At 68.3% G+C, this 18669-nt stretch carries 17 protein-coding genes; 8 read left to right on the top strand and 9 right to left on the bottom strand.

Annotation, left to right across the window (positions count from 1 at the left end; all coding sequences use genetic code 11):
• The first annotated feature begins 27 nt into the window (after positions 1-27).
• From murJ to trxA, 6 genes are all read left to right on the top strand, one after another.
• Positions 28-2376, top strand: a complete 2349-nt coding sequence (gene murJ / locus ACWC21_RS05735) for a murein biosynthesis integral membrane protein MurJ (protein ID WP_450878495.1) — start codon at positions 28-30, stop codon at positions 2374-2376.
• Between the two features lie 118 nt (positions 2377-2494).
• Positions 2495-4219 (top strand): protein kinase family protein, encoded by a 1725-nt coding sequence (locus tag ACWC21_RS05730; RefSeq protein WP_450878493.1) that lies wholly within the window; start codon positions 2495-2497, stop codon positions 4217-4219.
• 26 nt (positions 4220-4245) lie between these two features.
• Positions 4246-4935 (top strand): RNA polymerase sigma factor SigM, encoded by a 690-nt coding sequence (gene sigM / locus ACWC21_RS05725; RefSeq protein ID WP_450878491.1) that lies wholly within the window; start codon positions 4246-4248, stop codon positions 4933-4935.
• Entirely contained in the window at positions 4932-5765 is an 834-nt protein-coding gene (locus ACWC21_RS05720; protein WP_450878489.1) for an anti-sigma factor family protein, read from the top strand. The genes sigM and ACWC21_RS05720 overlap by 4 nt, the downstream gene beginning before the upstream one ends.
• 169 nt (positions 5766-5934) lie before the next feature.
• Positions 5935-6903, top strand: coding sequence for a thioredoxin-disulfide reductase (gene trxB / locus ACWC21_RS05715; RefSeq protein ID WP_450878487.1), 969 nt, complete (start codon positions 5935-5937; stop codon positions 6901-6903).
• A 37-nt stretch (positions 6904-6940) separates the two neighbouring features.
• Positions 6941-7270 carry a thioredoxin gene (trxA, locus tag ACWC21_RS05710; RefSeq protein WP_450878485.1) on the top strand — a complete coding sequence of 110 codons (330 nt, stop codon included), beginning with the start codon at positions 6941-6943 and terminating at the stop codon, positions 7268-7270.
• A gap of 52 nt (positions 7271-7322) precedes the next feature.
• Here trxA and ACWC21_RS05705 read toward each other — a convergent pair whose 3' ends face one another.
• The 9 genes from ACWC21_RS05705 to rpmH all read right to left on the bottom strand — a co-directional run bounded on the left by ACWC21_RS05705 (position 7323) and on the right by rpmH (position 14257).
• Complete coding sequence (locus ACWC21_RS05705) at positions 7323-7940, bottom strand: GNAT family N-acetyltransferase (protein ID WP_450878483.1); 618 nt, start codon at positions 7938-7940, stop codon at positions 7323-7325.
• Between the two features lie 327 nt (positions 7941-8267).
• Complete coding sequence (locus ACWC21_RS05700) at positions 8268-9368, bottom strand: ParB/RepB/Spo0J family partition protein (protein WP_450878481.1); 1101 nt, start codon at positions 9366-9368, stop codon at positions 8268-8270.
• Positions 9365-10438 carry a ParA family protein gene (locus ACWC21_RS05695; RefSeq protein WP_450878809.1) on the bottom strand — a complete coding sequence of 358 codons (1074 nt, stop codon included), beginning with the start codon at positions 10436-10438 and terminating at the stop codon, positions 9365-9367. Before ACWC21_RS05695 ends, ACWC21_RS05700 begins: the two co-directional genes overlap by 4 nt.
• Before the next feature lie 249 nt (positions 10439-10687).
• Positions 10688-11404, bottom strand: a complete 717-nt coding sequence (rsmG, locus tag ACWC21_RS05690) for a 16S rRNA (guanine(527)-N(7))-methyltransferase RsmG (RefSeq protein WP_450878479.1) — start codon at positions 11402-11404, stop codon at positions 10688-10690.
• A gap of 118 nt (positions 11405-11522) precedes the next feature.
• Positions 11523-12035, bottom strand: coding sequence for a Jag family protein (locus ACWC21_RS05685; protein ID WP_388792535.1), 513 nt, complete (start codon positions 12033-12035; stop codon positions 11523-11525).
• A 15-nt stretch (positions 12036-12050) separates the two neighbouring features.
• Positions 12051-13361 (bottom strand): membrane protein insertase YidC, encoded by a 1311-nt coding sequence (gene yidC, locus ACWC21_RS05680; protein ID WP_450878476.1) that lies wholly within the window; start codon positions 13359-13361, stop codon positions 12051-12053.
• A gap of 3 nt (positions 13362-13364) precedes the next feature.
• Positions 13365-13730, bottom strand: a complete 366-nt coding sequence (gene yidD, locus ACWC21_RS05675; RefSeq protein ID WP_450878474.1) for a membrane protein insertion efficiency factor YidD — start codon at positions 13728-13730, stop codon at positions 13365-13367.
• Positions 13727-14098, bottom strand: coding sequence for a ribonuclease P protein component (gene rnpA, locus ACWC21_RS05670; RefSeq protein WP_388792541.1), 372 nt, complete (start codon positions 14096-14098; stop codon positions 13727-13729). The genes yidD and rnpA overlap by 4 nt, the downstream gene beginning before the upstream one ends.
• A 21-nt stretch (positions 14099-14119) precedes the next feature.
• Positions 14120-14257 carry a 50S ribosomal protein L34 gene (gene rpmH, locus ACWC21_RS05665; protein ID WP_003956500.1) on the bottom strand — a complete coding sequence of 46 codons (138 nt, stop codon included), beginning with the start codon at positions 14255-14257 and terminating at the stop codon, positions 14120-14122.
• A gap of 375 nt (positions 14258-14632) precedes the next feature.
• On the opposite strand from rpmH, the gene dnaA reads away from it, so the two are divergent.
• Together dnaA and dnaN are read left to right on the top strand one after the other, a co-directional pair.
• Positions 14633-16567 carry a chromosomal replication initiator protein DnaA gene (gene dnaA, locus ACWC21_RS05660; protein WP_450878472.1) on the top strand — a complete coding sequence of 645 codons (1935 nt, stop codon included), beginning with the start codon at positions 14633-14635 and terminating at the stop codon, positions 16565-16567.
• Positions 16568-17408: 841 nt separating this feature from the next.
• Positions 17409-18539: a DNA polymerase III subunit beta gene (dnaN, locus tag ACWC21_RS05655; RefSeq protein ID WP_450878470.1), complete on the top strand. Its 1131-nt coding sequence runs from the start codon at positions 17409-17411 to the stop codon at positions 18537-18539.
• Positions 18540-18669 lie beyond the last annotated feature (130 nt).

The raw sequence follows: 18669 nt of genomic DNA, 5'->3' as shown, positions 1-18669 counted from the left end.
GCCCGGGGACGATGAGGTGGGGTAACCATGAATTCGCCGTACGACGGTGACCGCGGCCAGGCCGCGGCCGGCTCGGGCTACCCCGAGCCGCCCGAGCCCGGCCAGGTACCGCCGCAGCACGCGGCGGACATGTACCTCCAGGACGCCTACGACCAGGACCCCTACCGGGCACAGGACCTCTCCGCCCAGGACCCGGTCGCCGAGGCGCTCTACGACCGTGCCGCCCATCCCCCGCCACCACCGGGCACGTACCCGCAGCAGCAGCCGTACGCCCAGCCGGACCGGTCGCCGTACGCTCCCGACCCCCGCGTGTGGGCCCAGACGCCGGCACCGGAGCCGTCCGGGCCGACGCAGTACCTGCCGTACGGTGACGACCCCCGCACGACCCAGTTCGTGGGCGTCGACGACCTGGTCACCCACTCCGGCGAGGAGCAGCACCAGCCGGACGCCTTCGCGCACCTCTTCCGGGACCAGCAGCAGGGCGGCGGCCACGCGTCGACGGAGCCTCCGTCCGTGCCGGGTCCGTCCTCAGCGCCGGGCGGGCCCCAGGCGCCCGTGGGGCAGCACCCGGCGGCCTCGTACCCCTCCGCTCCTCCCTCCGGGCCCGGGAGCTACGGCGCCGACTCCACGATCGCTCTGGGCACCGCCGCTTCCGCCTCCGCAACTGCTCCGGCGGCCCCGGGCGGCCCCACGGGCCCCGCGGCCCCCGAGGCCGCCGCTCCCGTGGCTCCCGCCGGGAAGAAGGGCGGCAAGGCGGCAGGCCTGCTGAAGTCGAGCGCCGTCATGGCGGCCGGCACGATGGTCTCCCGGCTCACAGGATTCATTCGCTCCGCGCTGATCGCCGCAGCCCTGGGACTCGGCTTCCTCGCCGACTCCTTCCAGGTTGCCTACCAGCTGCCGACGATGATCTACATTCTCACCGTCGGCGGCGGTCTCAACTCCGTCTTCGTGCCCCAGCTCGTGCGCTCCATGAAGGAGGACGAGGACGGCGGCGAGGCCTTCGCCAACCGTCTGCTGACCCTCGTGATGGTGGCGCTGGCCACGCTGACCGGACTCGCCATGTTCGCGGCGCCGCTGCTGGTACGGATGCTGTCTCCCACCATCGCCGACAACCCGGCGGCCAACGAGGTCGCGGTCACCTTCACCCGGTACTTCCTGCCCTCGATCTTCTTCATGGGCATCCACGTGGTGATGGGTCAGATCCTCAACGCACGCGGAAAGTTCGGCGCGATGATGTGGACTCCGGTCCTGAACAACATCGTCATCATCGTGTCGCTCGGCATGTTCATCTGGGTCTACGGCACCGCCGCCAACTCCCACATGGACGTCACCAACATCCCTCCGGAGGGCCAGCGGCTGCTCGGCGTCGGTGTGCTGCTCGGCCTGGTCGTACAGGCGCTGGCGATGGTCCCCTACCTGCGCGAGACCGGCTTCCGGATCCGACTGCGGTTCGACTGGCGGGGCCACGGCCTGGGCAAGGCCGCGATGCTCGCCAAGTGGACGGTCCTGTTCGTTCTCGCCAACCAGGCGGGCGCCATGGTCGTGACCCAGCTGTCCACCGCCGCCGGCGACCACTCGGGCGTCAAGGGCACCGGTTTCGCCGCCTACGCCAACGCCCAGCTGATCTGGGGCCTGCCCCAGGCCATCATCACGGTCTCCCTCATGGCCGCCCTGCTGCCGCGTATCTCGCGCTCGGCCGCCGAGGACGACAGCGGCGCCGTCCGTGACGACATCTCCCAGGGACTGCGCACCACAGCGGTCGCCATCGTGCCCATCTCCTTCGGCTTCCTTGCACTCGGCATCCCCATGTGCACGCTGATCTTCGGTTCCGCGGGCACGAGCTCGGCCGTCAACATGGGATACATGCTGATGGCCTTCGGCCTCGGTCTGATTCCGTATTCCGTGCAGTACGTCGTCCTGCGTGCCTTCTACGCCTACGAGGACACCCGGACGCCCTTCTACAACACCGTCATTGTGGCCGCGGTCAACGCTGCTGTCTCAGTGATCTGTTACTTCGTGCTCCCCGCCCGCTGGGCCGTGGCCGGCATGGCCGCGGCGTACGGCCTCGCCTACGCCATCGGTGTAGGCGTCGCCTGGAAGCGACTGCGCAAGCGGCTCGGCGGCGACCTGGACGGCGCCCGGGTGCTGCGGACGTACGCCCGGCTGTGCATCGCCTCCGTACCCGCCGCGCTGCTCAGTGGTGCGGCCTGCTACGGAATCGGCCACACTCTCGGGCAGGGCGTTCTCGGTTCCTTCGCCGCGCTGCTGGCCGGCGGTGCCGTCCTGCTGGGCGTCTTCTTCGCCGCCGCCCGCCGCATGCGCATCGAGGAGCTCAACTCCCTCGTGGGCATGGTGCGCGGGCGTCTGGGGCGCTGAGGCAGGGTAAGCGCACAACCATCGTTCGCCGCCGCGTGTCGTGCATAGCGGCGGACTGTGGGCACAATTGGTTTCGGCGTCGGACAGGGTGCAACGGATGGGGAGGCAGGGAACGACGGTGGCGGAACGGAGCACGGCTGCCGTCGACGTGGCAGACAACAGCGGTGATGAGCCGCTGACCGCCAAGGCGGACCAGTCCACGGCCGACGGGGTGGCCCAGAACCCGGAGCGGGACACGGACAGCGACGAGGCGGAAGGGAGCAACGGGACGGACGGCCGCGAGAAGGCCTCACCTCCCGAACTGCACAGCGGTCACAAGCTGGCCAGACGCTATCGCCTCGAGGAGTGCGTCACCCGTCTGGACGGATTCAGCAGCTGGCGAGCGGTGGACGAGAAACTCCGCCGCGCCGTCGGCGTCCACGTACTGCCCGCGGAGCATGCACGAGCCCGCTCGGTGCTGGCCGCCGCCCGCTCCTCCGCGCTGCTCGGCGACCCCCGGTTCGTCCAGGTCCTGGACGCCGTCGACGAGAACGACCTCGTGTACGTCGTGCACGAGTGGCTGCCCGACGCCACCGAACTGTCCACGCTGCTGTCCGCCGGGCCACTGGAACCCCACGACGCCTACCAGCTGGTCAGCCAGGTCGCCTCCGCCATGGCCGCCGCCCACCGTGAGGGCCTCGCCCATCTGCGCCTCAACCCGAACGCCGTACTGCGCGCCTCCACCGGCCAGTGGCGCATCCGCGGCCTGGCCGTGAACGCGGCGCTGCGCGGCATCAGCTCCGACACCCCGCAACGCACCGACACCGAGGCGATCGGCGCCCTGCTGTACGCGGCACTCACCCAGCGCTGGCCGTACGAGAACGACGCCTACGGCCTGTCCGGCCTGCCCAAGGACATCGGGCTGATCCCGCCGGACCAGGTGCGGGCCGGCGTCCACCGGGGGCTGTCCGAGCTTGCCATGCGGGCGCTGGCCAACGACGGCGCCACGGCCTCCCGGCACGAGTCGCCGTGCACCACGCCGGAGGAGCTGGTGAAGGCGATCGGTGAGATGCCGCGTATCCGGCCGCCGGAGCCCGCCTTCACGGCACCGCCGGAGTACCAGCGCACCACGTACCAGCAGGGCACGTATGGCCGGTCCGCCACGCACCCGGGCATCACCCAGCCGCTCACGACCCCACCGCCCCCACTGCAGAGCCGCACCGGCAAGGCCCTGAAGTGGGCGGTCTCCGCTCTCCTCATCGCCGCCCTGGGCCTGGGCAGCTGGCAACTCGCGGACGCCCTGCTGAACCAGAGCGGCAAGTCCGACGACACGCCTTCGACGCAGACGACGGACGGAGGCGGTAAGAACAACAAGAAGGCCCGTCCGATCACCACGCTCAGGAAGATCCAGAACGCCCAGGAGTTCGTCGTCAAGGGCGACGCACAGCACCCCGGCGACGTCAAGAAGACGTACGACGGAAGCGCCTCGACGTACTGGAAGACCAGCACCTTCGTGCAAGGTCCCCCCCTCGCGCCGTACAAGCCGGGTGTGGGCATCGTGTACGACCTCGGCTCCTCGGGGAATCTCTCCGCCGCGACCATCGGACTCCGCTATGCGGGCAATCACACGACGGTCGATCTGTACGCCGCCGACTCACTGACACCGGCGTCGCTGGACTCGATGGACAAGATCGGTTCTGTCACGACGGCAGGGGACAGCGCCACGGTGAAGGTCTCCAAGTCGGTGAAGACGCAGTACGTCCTCGTGTGGATCACGGCCGTGCCCTACTCGGGCGCGGATCCTTCCGCCTACTCCGAGGCCGGCTTCAAGCAGGCGATCACCGAAGTGAAGTTCACGGGCTGACGTCTCACCGGAGGCGAGGGGGTCAGATGCCGGAGGGCACCGATTACGAGGCAGCGAGCGATCAGGAGCTCCTCGCCCGCCACGTCAAAGGTGACCTCGAAGCCTTCGGTGAGATCGTGCGGCGGCACCGCGACCGACTCTGGGCCGTGGCCCTCCGGACGCTGGGGGACCGTGAGGAGGCCGCTGACGCGGTTCAGGACGCCCTCGTGTCCGCCTACCGGGCCGCGCACACCTTCCGGGGCCAGTCGGCCGTCACCACCTGGCTGCATCGGATCACGGTGAACGCCTGCCTGGACCGTGCTCGCAAGGCGGCGTCCCGGAAGACCGCCCCCGTCGACGACACCGAGCGCCTGGAACAGCTGCTGGATCCGCACGAGGAGGCCTCCGCCCCGGCCGAGCGGAACGATCTGCACCGCCAGCTCCTGGAGGCGCTCGGTACTCTCCCCGCCGATCAGCGCGCCGCCCTCGTCCTCGTGGACATGCAGGGCTACCCCGTCGCGGAAGCCGCCCGTGTCCTGGACGTGCCGACGGGCACGGTGAAGAGCCGGTGTGCCCGGGGCAGAGCCAGACTCCTACCGCTGCTCTCCCATCTACGGCCCGGGAACCACAGCGACGGAAAAGAAGCGGACCCGGCACGGAACCGGACGCAGGGGACATCCGTCCCACCCGCAGCGGGGCCTCAGGACACAGTGAAGGGTGGAGGTGGGCGAGCGTGAGTTCCACGACAGACACGGCTGGGCACCCGGACGTCGCCGAAATCTCCGACCTCACTGAAGGTCTCCTGCCGGCCTCCCGGACCGAGGATCTACGTCGCCATCTGCAGGAGTGCGAGCTCTGCGCCGACGTCCATGCCTCGCTCGAAGAGATCAGGGGCCTCCTGGGCACCCTGCCGGGGCCGACCCACATGCCCGTCGACGTCGCCGACCGCATAGATGCCGCCCTCGCTGCCGAGGCACGGCAGACGGTCACGGACGTCGACGCTCACGTTTCACGTGAAACACCGATCGCTGCGGACCGTCCCGCCGGACACTCCCGCACAGCAACCGGTCCGGGCCGCCAGAGCCGCGGACGCGCCCGTCGACGCAGGTTCGTCGTACTGGGATCCGTTCTCACCGCTGCCGTCGTGGGCTCCGTCTCCCTCTTCCTGCACTCACACGGTGGATCGAACACCACCGCACAGGGTCACCGGACGACCTCCGTCGGCACCTTCTCCGGGCGCGACATCAAGAGCCAGGTGGACGGTCTCCTCTCCACGACCTCGACCAACTCGACGAAGAAGGACCCGCAGCACAGCGATGGTGCGAAGACCCTGATCCAGCCTTCCGTCCCCGTACCGCAGTGCATCCGAAAAGGCATCCAGGCCAACGGCGACATCCTCGGCACGAAGACCGGCACGTACGAAGGAAAGAACGCCTTCCTCGTCGTTCTCTCCAACCCCTCCCACAGCAGCCGGGTCACGGCTTATGTCATCGACGCTTCCTGTGTCAGCCGACAGCCCGCATCGGCGGGCAAGGTCCTGGTCAAGCAGTCGCTCGCACGCCACTGAGCAAAAGGCGCTTCGTCCCGGCCGAGCGCGGTTATCCGTACCGTGGGTGAACGCCGTGTGCCCGGACACACCGGGAATGCACGCCCCTTAGGATCCGTTGGGTGGGTGAGAGCTCCGAAAGGGACTCCCACCGGTCGACTGACGCAGACCAGAGACGAGGAATCAAGCCGTGAGCGACGTCCGTAACGTGATCATCATCGGCTCCGGGCCCGCCGGCTACACGGCGGCGCTCTACACCGCGCGAGCGTCGCTGAAGCCCCTGGTGTTCGAGGGAGCCGTCACCGCCGGCGGTGCACTGATGAACACCACCGAGGTGGAGAACTTCCCGGGCTTCCGCGACGGCATCATGGGACCCGACCTGATGGACAACATGCGCGCCCAGGCGGAGCGCTTCGGTGCCGAGCTGATCCCGGACGACGTCGTCTCGGTCGACCTGACCGGAGAGATCAAGACCGTCACGGACACCGCGGGCACGGTCCACCGGGCCAAGGCCGTCATCGTCACCACAGGCTCCCAGCACCGCAAGCTCGGTCTGCCGAACGAGGACGCGCTCTCCGGCCGGGGTGTCTCCTGGTGCGCCACCTGTGACGGGTTCTTCTTCAAGGACCAGGACATCGCCGTGATCGGTGGTGGTGACACCGCGATGGAGGAGGCCACCTTCCTCTCCCGCTTCGCCAAGTCCGTGACCATCGTCCACCGCCGGGACACCCTGCGGGCCTCCAAGGCCATGCAGGAGCGTGCCTTCGCCGACCCGAAGATCAAGTTCGTCTGGGACAGCGAGGTCGCCGAGATCCAGGGCGACCAGAAGCTCTCCGGCCTCAAGCTGCGCAACCTCAAGACCGGCGAACTCTCGGACCTGCCGGTGACCGGCCTGTTCATCGCGATCGGCCACGACCCGCGGACCGAGCTGTTCAAGGGCCAGCTGGACCTGGACGAGGAGGGCTACCTGAAGGTCGCCGCGCCCTCCACCCGGACCAACCTGACCGGTGTCTTCGGCGCCGGTGACGTGGTCGACCACACCTACCGACAGGCGATCACCGCGGCCGGCACGGGTTGTTCCGCCGCCCTGGACGCCGAGCGCTTCCTCTCCGCCCTCACGGACGAGGAGCCGGCCGAGCCCGAGAAGACCGCCGTCTGACCCCCTTCCACCCCACCGCACCAGTTAGGAGCCACTCGTGGCCGACCTGAAGAACGTGACCGACGACTCCTTCGAGCAGGACGTCCTCAAGAGCGACAAGCCCGTCCTCGTGGACTTCTGGGCCGCCTGGTGCGGTCCGTGCCGCCAGATCGCGCCCTCCCTCGAGGCGATCGCCGCCGAATACGGCGACAAGATCGAGATCGTCAAGCTCAACATCGACGAGAACCCGGGTACGGCTGCGAAGTACGGCGTCATGTCGATCCCGACCCTGAACGTGTACCAGCACGGCGAGGTCGCCAAGACCATCGTCGGCGCCAAGCCCAAGGCCGCGATCGTCCGCGACCTCGAGGACTTCATCGCCGGCTGACGTTTCACGTGAAACACGAATGGGCCAACCCCGTGGGGTTGGCCCATTCGTTTCAGAGGGGTCGCAGCGCCGGTTCCTTCTGTACGGCTCCCAGCAACCGGTCGATCGCCATCTCCACATCTTCCTTCCAGGAGAGCGTCGATCTCAGCTCCAGCCGCAATCGAGGATGGGCCGGGTGCTGCCGGACGGTCTTGAAGCCCACGGCCAGTAGATGGTCGGCCGGCAGCAGACACGCCGATTCCTTCCACCGGGCATCACCGAACGCTTCGATCGCTTTGAACCCCCGACGCAGAAGATCCTTGGCGACCGTCTGAACCATCACCCGGCCGAGGCCCTGTCCCTGATAGCCGGGCATGATGAACCCAGTAATCAACTGCACCGCGTCCGGGGAGACCGGGCTCGTGGGAAACGCCGTGGAACGCGGGACGTAGGCCGGGGGAGCGTAGAGCACGAAGCCGACAGGGATGTCGTCGACGTAGACGACCCGTCCGCAGGACCCCCAGTCCAACAGCACGGCGGAGATCCACGCCTCCTTCTCCAACGCGGCCGTGCCCGCCTTTATCGCTGCTTCACCGCTGACCGGGTCCAGTTCCCAGAAGACGCACGAGCGACAGCGCTTGGGAAGGTCCTGAAGGTTGTCCAGCGTGAGCGGTACGAGCCGACGCCCCATGAAGGCTGTTCCTCACTTCCTTCGCCCGCGGCCTCGCGAGCGGCTGTCAGTACACTCCGTTCCCTGAGCAGACCGCCGACGAACCCGCCGACCGCGCCGAGCCCCAGGCCCGTCCTCACCAGTCCGGACCGGCTCACCGATCGCATGGCCTCCGCCTCCCCCTCAGAGGTGCCGCCAGGTGAATGCGCCATACCTGATCGCATCGTATCCACGATGCGATTACCCCGATACCGGCTGAACGCAAAGAGCGGGTCGTGTCCCGGTACTTACCGGAACACGACCCGCTCCCTCGCCAGCCGGGCGCGACCCCCTGGTGCGGCCGCAGGCTCAGCCCTCCGAGTCCTCGGCATCCCCCTCCGAAAGACTCTTCTGGAGCTTCAGCTTCTCGCCCGGAGCAAGCGTGCTCAGAATCCGGTCGAGATCCTCCGGCGAGGCGAACTCGACGGTGATCTTGCCCTTCTGCTGACCCAGGTCCACCTTCACCCGGGTCTCGAAACGATCCGACAGACGCGTGGCGAGCTCGGTCAGAGCCGGGGAGAGCACGGAGCCGGCCCGCGGCCCCTTGGACCGCTGGGTCCGCTTCGGTCGTGAGCCCATCAGGGTCACGATCTCCTCAACGGACCGCACAGAGAGCCCCTCGGCCACGACCCGGTAGGCGAGGCGTTCCTGCTCCTCCGGGTCCTCGACGGACAGGAGCGCCCGCGCGTGCCCGGCGGAGAGCACACCGGCAGCCACTCGGTTCTGAACCTTCGGCGAGAGCCTCAACAGACGCAGCGTGTTGGAGACCTGCGGGCGGGAACGGCCGATCCGGTCCGCCAGCTGGTCGTGAGTGCAGTTGAAGTCCTTCAGCAGCTGATCGTAGGCCGCCGCCTCTTCGATCGGGTTCAGCTGAGCGCGGTGCAGGTTCTCCAGCAGCGCGTCCAGGAGGAGCTTCTCATCGTCCGTAGCCCGCACGATCGCCGGAATCGCCTCGAGCCCGGCCTCACGGCAGGCCCGCCAGCGCCGCTCACCCATGATGAGCTCGTACCGGTCAGAACCCAGCTGCCGCACGACGACGGGCTGGAGGAGGCCGACCTCCTTGATGGAGGTGACCAGTTCCTGCAGCGCGTCCTCGTCGAAGACCTCGCGTGGCTGGCGAGGGTTCGGCGAGATCGCGTCGAGAGGGATCTCCGCGAAGTGGGCCCCCACCGGAGCCCCGGGCGCCTCCGTGCCGCCGGACACCGACTGCTCCTCGGTCTCCTCAGCGACCGCCGGGAGCGTAGCGACCTTTGCGGCGGCCACTCCCCGGTCGGTCGTCAGCACCGGCATCGCTGCAGGGGACGTGGACGCCGTACCGCCCACCGCGGCCGAAGCCGGGTTCTTCTCCGTCGGGGCAGCAGGGATCAATGCGCCGAGACCACGGCCCAGCCCCCTCCGTCGCTCGCTCACTGGATACCCTCCACCATGCTCGGGTTGCTCTGTGCGCCGATGTGGGCACTGGTCGGGTCATAGCTGACACCGACGCCCTTCAGGGCGATTTCTCGTGCCGCCTCAAGATAGGAGAGGGCACCACTCGAGCCTGGATCGTACGTCAGCACCGTCTGCCCGTAGCTCGGCGCCTCGGAGATACGTACCGAGCGGGGAATGCTCGTCCGCAGCACCTCGTCACCGAAGTGCGTGCGCACCTCTTCCGCGACCTGGGACGCGAGCCGTGTCCGGCCGTCGTACATGGTGAGCAGGATCGTCGACACATGCAGCGCGGGGTTGAGGTGCCCCCTCACCAGGTCGACGTTGCGCAGCAGCTGCCCCAGCCCCTCCAGCGCGTAGTACTCGCACTGGATCGGGATCAGGACCTCCTGACCCGCCACCAGTGCATTGACCGTCAGCAGACCGAGCGACGGCGGGCAGTCGATGAGGATGTAGTCCAGCGGCTGCTCGTAGGCCCGGATCGCCCGGTCCAGCCGGCTCTCCCGTGCCACCAGGGACACCAGCTCGATCTCCGCACCGGCGAGATCGATCGTGGCGGGGGCGCAGAAAAGACCTTCCACATCGGGGACCGGCTGGACCACCTCTGCCAGGGGCTTGCTCTCGACCAACACGTCATAGATGGATGGGACTTCGGCGTGGTGGTCGATCCCCAGGGCGGTGGAAGCATTGCCCTGGGGATCGAGGTCGATCACCAGGACACGCCCACCGTGCAGAGCCAGCGAGGCGGCAAGATTGACGGTCGTCGTCGTCTTGCCGACACCGCCCTTCTGGTTGGCGACCACGATGACCCTGGTCTGTTCAGGCCGTGGCAGGCCTTCACCGGCACGACCCAGAGCCTCCACCGCCAGCTGGGCAGCGCGACCGATGGGAGTGTCGTCCATCGGAGGCGGTGTTTCACGTGAAACATCCGCCCCCATCGACTCGGTACGGGGACCGGGGACCGGATCGGTCATCGGTCCCGCGATGTTGGCGTCGGACCGCAAGGATTCACTCTCCTCGACTTCAGGCTCGCAATGAACAGAGCCTGCCATGCCTTCGGGGTCGTGAACCAGTGAGGCCTGGCGATCTGTGGAGAAATCCACCTCTGTGGACAACTCCGTTGCCTCTCCGAGTGAACCAAGAGGCTTCCGGTCACGCGGTTCGGCCGCGGCGCGGCCGCGACTGATGATGCCGTGCAGCAGTGAGCGACGTTTCACGTGAAACACGATGCACAGCCAGGCCGTCCGGACTGTCGCGACACTCCGTCATGAGCGGGTTTGGCAGCTTGTGTGGAGTACGCCTCACCGCCGCCTGCGCGTCCGTCCCGTACGGGCCGCCTTGGCCCGCTTGGCCGCGAAGCGCACACCGCCGGGACTTTCCCCCACCTCTACCCGCACCACGGTGGACAAGGGATCCACCACCCCCGCACCGACCTGGAGGATGGATGTCGACACCGCACCGAGCTTGCTCAGAGCCGTGGCCGCAGCCTTCAGCTCCTCCTCCGCGGTGTCCCCCTTGAGCGCCAGCATTTCGCCGTACGGCCGCAACAGCGGGATGCCCCAGGTGGCCAACCGGTCCAGCGGAGCGACCGCGCGGGCCGTCACCACATGCACCGGCGGCACCTTGCCCATGACCTCCTCGGCACGGCCACGCACAACGGTCACATGGTCCAGGCCCAGCAGCTCGACGACCTCGGTCAGGAAGTTCGTCCGCCGAAGCAGCGGCTCCAGCAAAGTGATCTTCAGGTCGCTTCTGACGAGCGCCAGCGGAATCCCCGGCAGGCCGGCACCCGAGCCGACGTCGCACACGGTCACACCCTCGGGGACCACCTCAGAGAGCACCGCGCAGTTGAGCAGATGCCGCTCCCAGAGGCGGGGCACTTCACGGGGGCCGATCAGCCCTCGCTGCACACCCGCCTCGGCGAGCAGCTCCGCGTAACGCACCGCATCGGCGAAGCGATCACCAAACACCTCCCGCGCCTGCTCGGGCACAGGGGGGAGCTCCGCTGCCTCCGTCACGGGGACCGTCCTTCCGTACCGCATCAGCGCACCCAGCGCCGATCACCAGAACTACCAGGCTGACAAAATTCGGCCCCGCCTGCGCAACAGACGGGGCCGAGGGAACGTACGAACCGAATCAGTTGGGCAGCACGACGACGAAGCGTTGCGGCTCCTCGCCCTCGGACTCGCTGCGCAGGCCCGCGGTCTTGACCGCGTCGTGCACGACCTTCCGCTCGAACGGGGTCATCGGCTTGAGCTTCACGGGCTCACCGCTGCTCTTGGCCTCCGCAGCGGCCTTGGCACCCAGCTCGGACAGCTCCGAGCGCTTCCTGGCCCGGTAGCCGGCGATGTCCAGCATCAGCCGGCTGCGGTCGCCGGTCTCCCGGTGCACAGCCAGCCGCGTCAGTTCCTGCAGCGCCTCCAGCACCTCGCCGTCCCGGCCGACCAGCTTTTGCAGGTCGCGGCTGCCCGTGTCGCTGATGATCGACACAGAGGCACGGTCGGCCTCGACATCCATGTCGATGTCGCCGTCGAGGTCGGCGATGTCCAGCAGACCCTCGAGGTAGTCCGCCGCGATCTCGCCTTCCTGCTCCAGGCGAGTGAGGGTGTCTGCACCCTCGGCAGCGGCGGAGGTGGTGCCTTCCGTCACGGGATGGGCTCCTTCTTACTTCTTGGACGGGGACTTGGGCCGCTGCGGGCCACCCTTGCGCTGCCCGGACTGGGCCCTGCTGCGGGTGCCGTTACCGGGCTTCTGAGCGGCCTTGCTGGCGGCGGCAGGCTTGGCGTCCTGCCTGGCGTCCGACTGGACGTCCTCGGGCTCGTCGGACTTCTCGAGCGACATGGACGACGTGGGCTCGCCGGCCTGCTTCGGCCCGCCGGACTGGCGCTGGGCCTTGGACTGGCGCTTGGGCTGCTGTCGCTTCGCAGCGGTGGCGGTGGCGGTCGCGGTGGTCGCACCGTCCTCGGTCTGCGCGACGGCCTGGCCCTCGCTCTTCACCACGGACCCGTCGGCCTGGGCCGCGAGACCGGCCTTGCTCAGGCCGTTGATGAACTTGCGCTCGAACTCGTTGCGGTCACGGCCCTTGGCGACGATCGCCTTGACGATCGCCTTCTCGCTGCGCCGGCTGATCTTGCCGTGGTGCGTGACGTGCTTGGTCAGACGCTCCAGGTAGGCGGCCTGAGCCTTGGAACCCGGGGTCGGGTTGTTGTGGATGACGTACATCTGCTGGCCCATGGTCCACACGTTGGTGGTCAGCCAGTAGACGAGGACGCCGACCGGGAAGTTGATACCGAAGACGGCGAACATCACGGGGAAGACGTACATCAGCATCTTCTGCTGCTGCATGAACGGCGTCTTCACCGTCGTGTCGACGTTCTTCGTCATCAGCTGGCGCTGCGTGTAGAACTGCGACGCCGACATGAGGATGATCATGACAGCGGTGACGACCCGCACATCGGTGACCGTGGCGCCCAGAGCCTGGACGGTGGCGGAGCCATCCTTGAACTTCGCGGCCAGCGGAGCTCCGAAGATGTGCGCCTTACGGGCACTGGCCAGCAGCGACTCGTTGATGACGCCGATGGTCGTGCCCGACGCGATCCCGTTGAGCACGTGGTACAGGGCGAAGAAGAACGGGGACTGCGCCAGGATGGGAAGGCACGAGGAGAGCGGGTTGGTACCCGACTCCTTGTACAGCTTCATCATCTCTTCGGACTGGCGCTGCTTGTCGTTCTTGTAGCGCTCCTGGATCTTCTTCATCTCGGGCTGGAGCGTCTGCATCGCCCGGGTCGCCTTGATCTGCTTCACGAAGAGCGGGATCAGGCAGATACGGATCAGGATCACCAAGGAGACGATGGACAAGCCCCAGGCCCACCCGGTGTCAGGGCCGAAAATGGCGCCGTACACCGTGTGGAACTGGACGATGACCCACGAAACGGGTGTCGTGATGAAGCTGAAGAGGCTGGCAATCGTGTCCACTAATCATGCTCCTTGGGCATGGGACGAGGTCTCTGCGGCCGGGCTCGAAGGAGGTTCCGGAGGAACAGTTCCTTCGAGGGCCGGTTCGGCGGCGGAGGGCCCGCCCCTGCGTGCCCGCCAGGCGTCACGCAGCATTTCGTGCCACCGCGGGCGCTTGCGCGGCGGAACATGGTCCACCCCGCCCAGCGACCACGGATTGCACCGCAGGATGCGCCAGGCGGTGAGTGCCGTGCCCTTGATCGCACCGTGCCGGTCGATGGCCGTGTAGCCGTAGTGGGAGCACGACGGGTAGTACTTGCACACCGGCCCGAGCAGTGGGCTGATCGTCCACTGGTACAGCTTGATCAGAGCCAGCAGCGGGTACTTCATCGCGCGCCCCCTCCCAGCAGCCGCTGAAGGGCGGCGTCCAGGTCTCGGGCCAGCTGTGCGTGGTCTGCGTCGCCCGCTCCGGGCAGCGCTCGTACGACTACCAGGCTACCGGGGGGAAACAGGGCGACTCGGTCACGCATCAGATGGCGAAGCCTGCGCTTCACTGAGTTCCTGACGACCGCTCCACCCACAGCCTTGCTCACGACGAAACCCGCACGCGTCGGGGGAGCGCTCTCCCCAGGCGCGTGCGGGTCCGTGGCACCGCTACGAAGGTGGACGACGAGGAGCGGGCGGCCGGCCCGGCGACCCCGTCGTACCGCGGTCGCGAAGTCCTCGCGCCGCCTCAGCCGGTTCTCGGTGGGCAGCACGACGTCATGACCTGATCGGAATCAGGCGGACAGACGGGCGCGACCCTTGCTACGGCGGGACGCGAGAATCGCGCGGCCGGCACGGGTGCGCATACGCAGCCGGAAGCCGTGGGTCTTCGCGCGACGACGGTTGTTCGGCTGGAAGGTGCGCTTGCTCACTCGGGGGCTCCAGAAATCAATCGGTAGTGGCGGGGTGCCGCCCTGGCTGTCACCGTGCGCCCACGAGTAGCTCGCGTCACGCCCGAGTGCACCGCTTCCCGATCACCTTCAGCGATCTGTGCCCATCGGAGGCAGGCGGCAGCAGCCATCGACAACTCGACCTGGTTACGGTACGCGGGGCTGAGCCATCCGGTCAAACCGGGGGTCACGCAGAGACACTGTCCACAGGCTGGGGACAACAACTTGAACCGTACCCGTCGCCCTGACTACCGTGACTGGACTCCGATTCGTTCCTTTGTCCCCCGCCCCGCCGATTGACATCCCGACCCGTCCCGCGCACCACACGTTCGTGGGACCTGTGAGAGAGCGTGCCCTGTGGCTGACGTACCTGCCGATCTTGCCGCAGTGTGGCCACGAGTACTCGAGCAACTCCTCGGAGAAGGTCGCGGCCAGGGGGTGGAGACCAAGGACGAGCACTGGATCAGGCGCTGCCAGCCGCTCGCGCTGGTCGCGGACACCGCTCTGCTGGCCGTACCGAACGAATTCGCGAAGGGCGTACTGGAGGGCCGGCTCGCCCCGATCGTCAGCGAGACCCTGAGCCGCGAGTGCGGCCGCCCGATCCGGATCGCGATCACCGTCGACGACTCCGCGGGCGAGCCCCCGGCCCCGCCCGCGCCCCCCGCCCAGTCGCAGCCACAGCCGCGCTACGAGGAGCCCGAGCTCCCCACCGGACAGTACGAGGGCTACGGCCGCCACCGGGCCGACGACCAGCTGCCCATGGCCCGGCCGGCCTACCCGTCCGAGTACCAGCGGCCCGAGCCCGGCGCCTGGCCACGTCCGTCCCACGACGAATACGGCTGGCAGCAGCAGCGCCTCGGCTTTCCCGAGCGCGACCCGTACGCGTCGCCGTCCCAGGATTCGTACGGGGAGTCACGACGTGACGCGTACGGCGAGCCGCACCGTGACGCGTACGGCGAGCCGCATCGTGACGCGTACGGCACCCCGCCGCAGGACTACCGACCGCAGGCGATGGACCGCCCGTCCTACGAGCCGCCGTACGACAAGCCGCGCTCCGACTACGAGCAGGCACGCCCGGACTACGACAAGCCGCGCTCCGACTACGACCAGCGCGACCCCGCCCGCCGTGAGCCGCCCGAGCCGCCGGCCGGCGCCGGCCATGTGCACCGCGGCGGCCCCGTGGGCCCGAACCTGCCCACGACCGGCGCCCCCGGCCCTCTGGCCGCGCAGCCCGCACCGGCGACCGGCCCCGGCGAGCCGACCGCGCGGCTGAACCCGAAGTACCTCTTCGACACCTTCGTCATCGGCGCCTCCAACCGCTTCGCGCACGCGGCCGCGGTGGCCGTCGCCGAGGCGCCGGCGAAGGCGTACAACCCCCTCTTCATCTACGGGGAGTCCGGGCTCGGCAAGACACACCTGCTGCACGCGATCGGGCACTACGCCCGCAGCCTCTACCCGGGCACACGCGTGCGGTACGTGAGCTCCGAGGAGTTCACCAACGAGTTCATCAACTCCATCCGCGACGGCAAGGGCGACAGCTTCCGCAAGCGCTACCGAGAGATGGACATCCTGCTCGTCGACGACATCCAGTTCCTGGCGGACAAGGAGTCGACGCAGGAGGAGTTCTTCCACACCTTCAACACGCTCCACAACGCCAACAAGCAGATCGTGCTGTCCAGCGACCGGCCGCCCAAGCAGCTGGTCACGCTGGAGGACCGGCTGCGGAACCGTTTCGAGTGGGGCCTGATCACCGACGTCCAGCCGCCCGAGCTGGAGACGCGCATCGCCATCCTGCGCAAGAAGGCGGTGCAGGAGCAGCTGAACGCCCCGCCGGAGGTGCTGGAGTTCATCGCCTCCCGGATCTCCCGCAACATCCGGGAGCTGGAGGGCGCGCTGATCCGGGTGACCGCGTTCGCCTCGCTCAACCGGCAGCCGGTGGACCTGGGCCTGACCGAGATCGTCCTGAAGGACCTGATCCCCGGCGGCGAGGACTCGGCCCCTGAGATCACCGCGACGGCGATCATGGCGGCGACCGCCGACTACTTCGGGCTGACGGTGGAGGACCTGTGCGGGACCTCGCGCGGCCGCGCGCTCGTCACCGCCCGCCAGATCGCCATGTACCTCTGCCGCGAGCTCACCGACCTGTCGCTGCCGAAGATCGGCGCTCAGTTCGGCGGCCGGGACCACACGACGGTCATGCACGCCGACCGCAAGATCCGCGCGCTGATGGCCGAGCGCCGCTCCATCTACAACCAGGTGACGGAGCTGACCAACCGCATCAAGAACGGCTGACACAGCCCCACGACGGCACCGAGGGCGCCCCCGGGACAGTTCCCGGGGGCGCCCTTCGTCATGGCGCGGCCACCCGCTGTTCGAATACCGGCCGCGTTACGGCCTCTCTCCACAGATTGGGCCACTTTCTTGCGTCCACATCCTGGGGACCGCGGAGTTGTCCCGAAACCGTCCACAGGCTGTGCGGTTGAAAGGGCATCAGCCCAGCTCATGCCCCTGTGGATCCGTGGACGAACGATCTCCACAGACTGTGGACGAAGCGAGGATCCACAGGCTGTGCATGAAGTTGTCCACCGACAACCCACAGACTGGGGGCCGTTGTCCCCAGTGATCGGCAGCTTCTCCACATCGCTGTCCACTGTTCGGCAACGCGACGCCCCCGATCACCTCCTCGAGTGAAAGCCGTCACACCAAGGTGCCGGATTGGGGTGTGGGAAACGTGGGTAAATCTGGGGACGCAGCTGGGGAGAACCGGCCTCGGGCTGTGGGTGCTGTGTGCAGAACTTTCTGTTCTCCACAGAACGCCTCGGTTGTCCACCGGCGTCACCCACAGGACCAGTGGACAAAATCTTGCCTCTGAGCTGGGAAAACGTGGTTATCCACGGTATCCACAGGCCCTACTACTACTCCCGACTAGAGAGAGCGGGAAATCCGTTTCGAAGCGGGGCCTGTGCACAACCCGCCGTCTCGAGCCCGGCTGCCCCTCGGAGCGACTTGACCCCGACAGGCACCTACTGTCAGTGCGGTGCGTCAGACTGGTCCCCGGTGTCCTTCCCGTCGCAGTGGGCTGTGACACCGAGTCGGAGGACTCAGAGGCAACAGCAGCAGGAGGCGGCTTACGGTGAAGATCCGGGTGGAACGCGACGTACTCGCGGAGGCAGTGGCCTGGGCGGCACGCAGCCTCCCGGCCCGTCCGCCGGCGCCTGTCCTCGCCGGCCTGCTGCTGAGGGCGGAGGAGGGCCAGCTGAGCCTGTCCAGCTTCGACTACGAGGTCTCGGCGCGGGTGTCCGTCGAGGCGGAGGTCGAGGAAGAGGGCACGGTCCTCGTCTCGGGCCGTCTGCTCGCCGACATCTCCCGCGCCCTGCCCAACCGCCCGGTGGAGATCTCCACAGACGGTGTACGGGCGACCGTGGTCTGCGGCTCCTCGCGGTTCACCCTCCACACCCTGCCTGTGGAGGAGTACCCGGCGCTGCCCCAGATGCCGAACGCGACCGGCACCGTCCCCGGCGAGGTCTTCGCCTCCGCGGTGCAGCAGGTCGCCATCGCCGCCGGCCGTGACGACACGCTGCCCGTGCTCACCGGTGTGCGCATCGAGATCGAGGGCGACACGGTGACGCTGGCCTCCACCGACCGCTACCGCTTCGCGGTCCGGGAGTTCCTGTGGAAGCCGGAGATCCCGGACGTCTCCGCGGTCGCGCTGGTCCCCGCCAAGACGCTCCAGGACACCGCCAAGGCGCTGACCAGCGGCGACAACGTGATCCTGGCGCTGTCCGGCTCGGGCGCCGGCGAGGGCCTGATCGGTTTCGAGGGCGCCGGCCGCCGTACGACGACCCGCCTGCTGGAGGGCGACCTCCCGAAGTACCGCACACTGTTCCCGACCGAGTTCAACTCCGTCGCCGTGATCGAGACCGCCCCGTTCGTGGAGGCCGTCAAGCGTGTGGCCCTGGTCGCCGAGCGGAACACCCCGGTGCGGCTCAGCTTCGAGCAGGGCGTGCTCATCCTGGAGGCGGGCTCCAGCGACGACGCACAGGCTGTGGAAAGGGTCGACGCCCAGCTCGAGGGTGACGACATCTCCATCGCGTTCAACCCGACCTTCCTGCTGGACGGTCTGAGCGCGATCGACTCCCCGGTGGCCCAGCTGTCGTTCACGACGTCCACCAAGCCCGCCCTGCTCAGCGGCAAGCCGGCGGTGGACGCCGAGGCGGACGAGGCCTACAAGTACCTGATCATGCCGGTGCGGCTGAGCGGCTGAGTCTGCGGCCGGCCGTGAGTGTCCGACGGCTGGGGGTGTGGGGGTTATCCCCCACAAGACCGCAGTATGCCGGTGCGGCTGAGCGGCTGAGCCTGCGGTCGCTTCGGCGGCTGGTCGCCGGCTCCGGCAA

This window comes from Streptomyces sp. NPDC001348 (assembly GCF_053597535.1).
The sequence above is the reverse complement of the archived record's forward strand: the minus strand, read 5'-3'. Positions and strand labels throughout refer to the sequence as shown.

Coding starts and splice junctions, on each gene's coding strand:
- yidD (WP_450878474.1), bottom strand. CDS start 13,730: ATGAAGTACCCGCTGCTGGCTCTGATCAAGCTGTACCAGTGGACGATC.
- murJ (WP_450878495.1), top strand. CDS start 28: ATGAATTCGCCGTACGACGGTGACCGCGGCCAGGCCGCGGCCGGCTCG.
- sigM (WP_450878491.1), top strand. CDS start 4,246: ATGCCGGAGGGCACCGATTACGAGGCAGCGAGCGATCAGGAGCTCCTC.
- ACWC21_RS05705 (WP_450878483.1), bottom strand. CDS start 7,940: ATGGGGCGTCGGCTCGTACCGCTCACGCTGGACAACCTTCAGGACCTT.
- ACWC21_RS05695 (WP_450878809.1), bottom strand. CDS start 10,438: ATGGCAGGCTCTGTTCATTGCGAGCCTGAAGTCGAGGAGAGTGAATCC.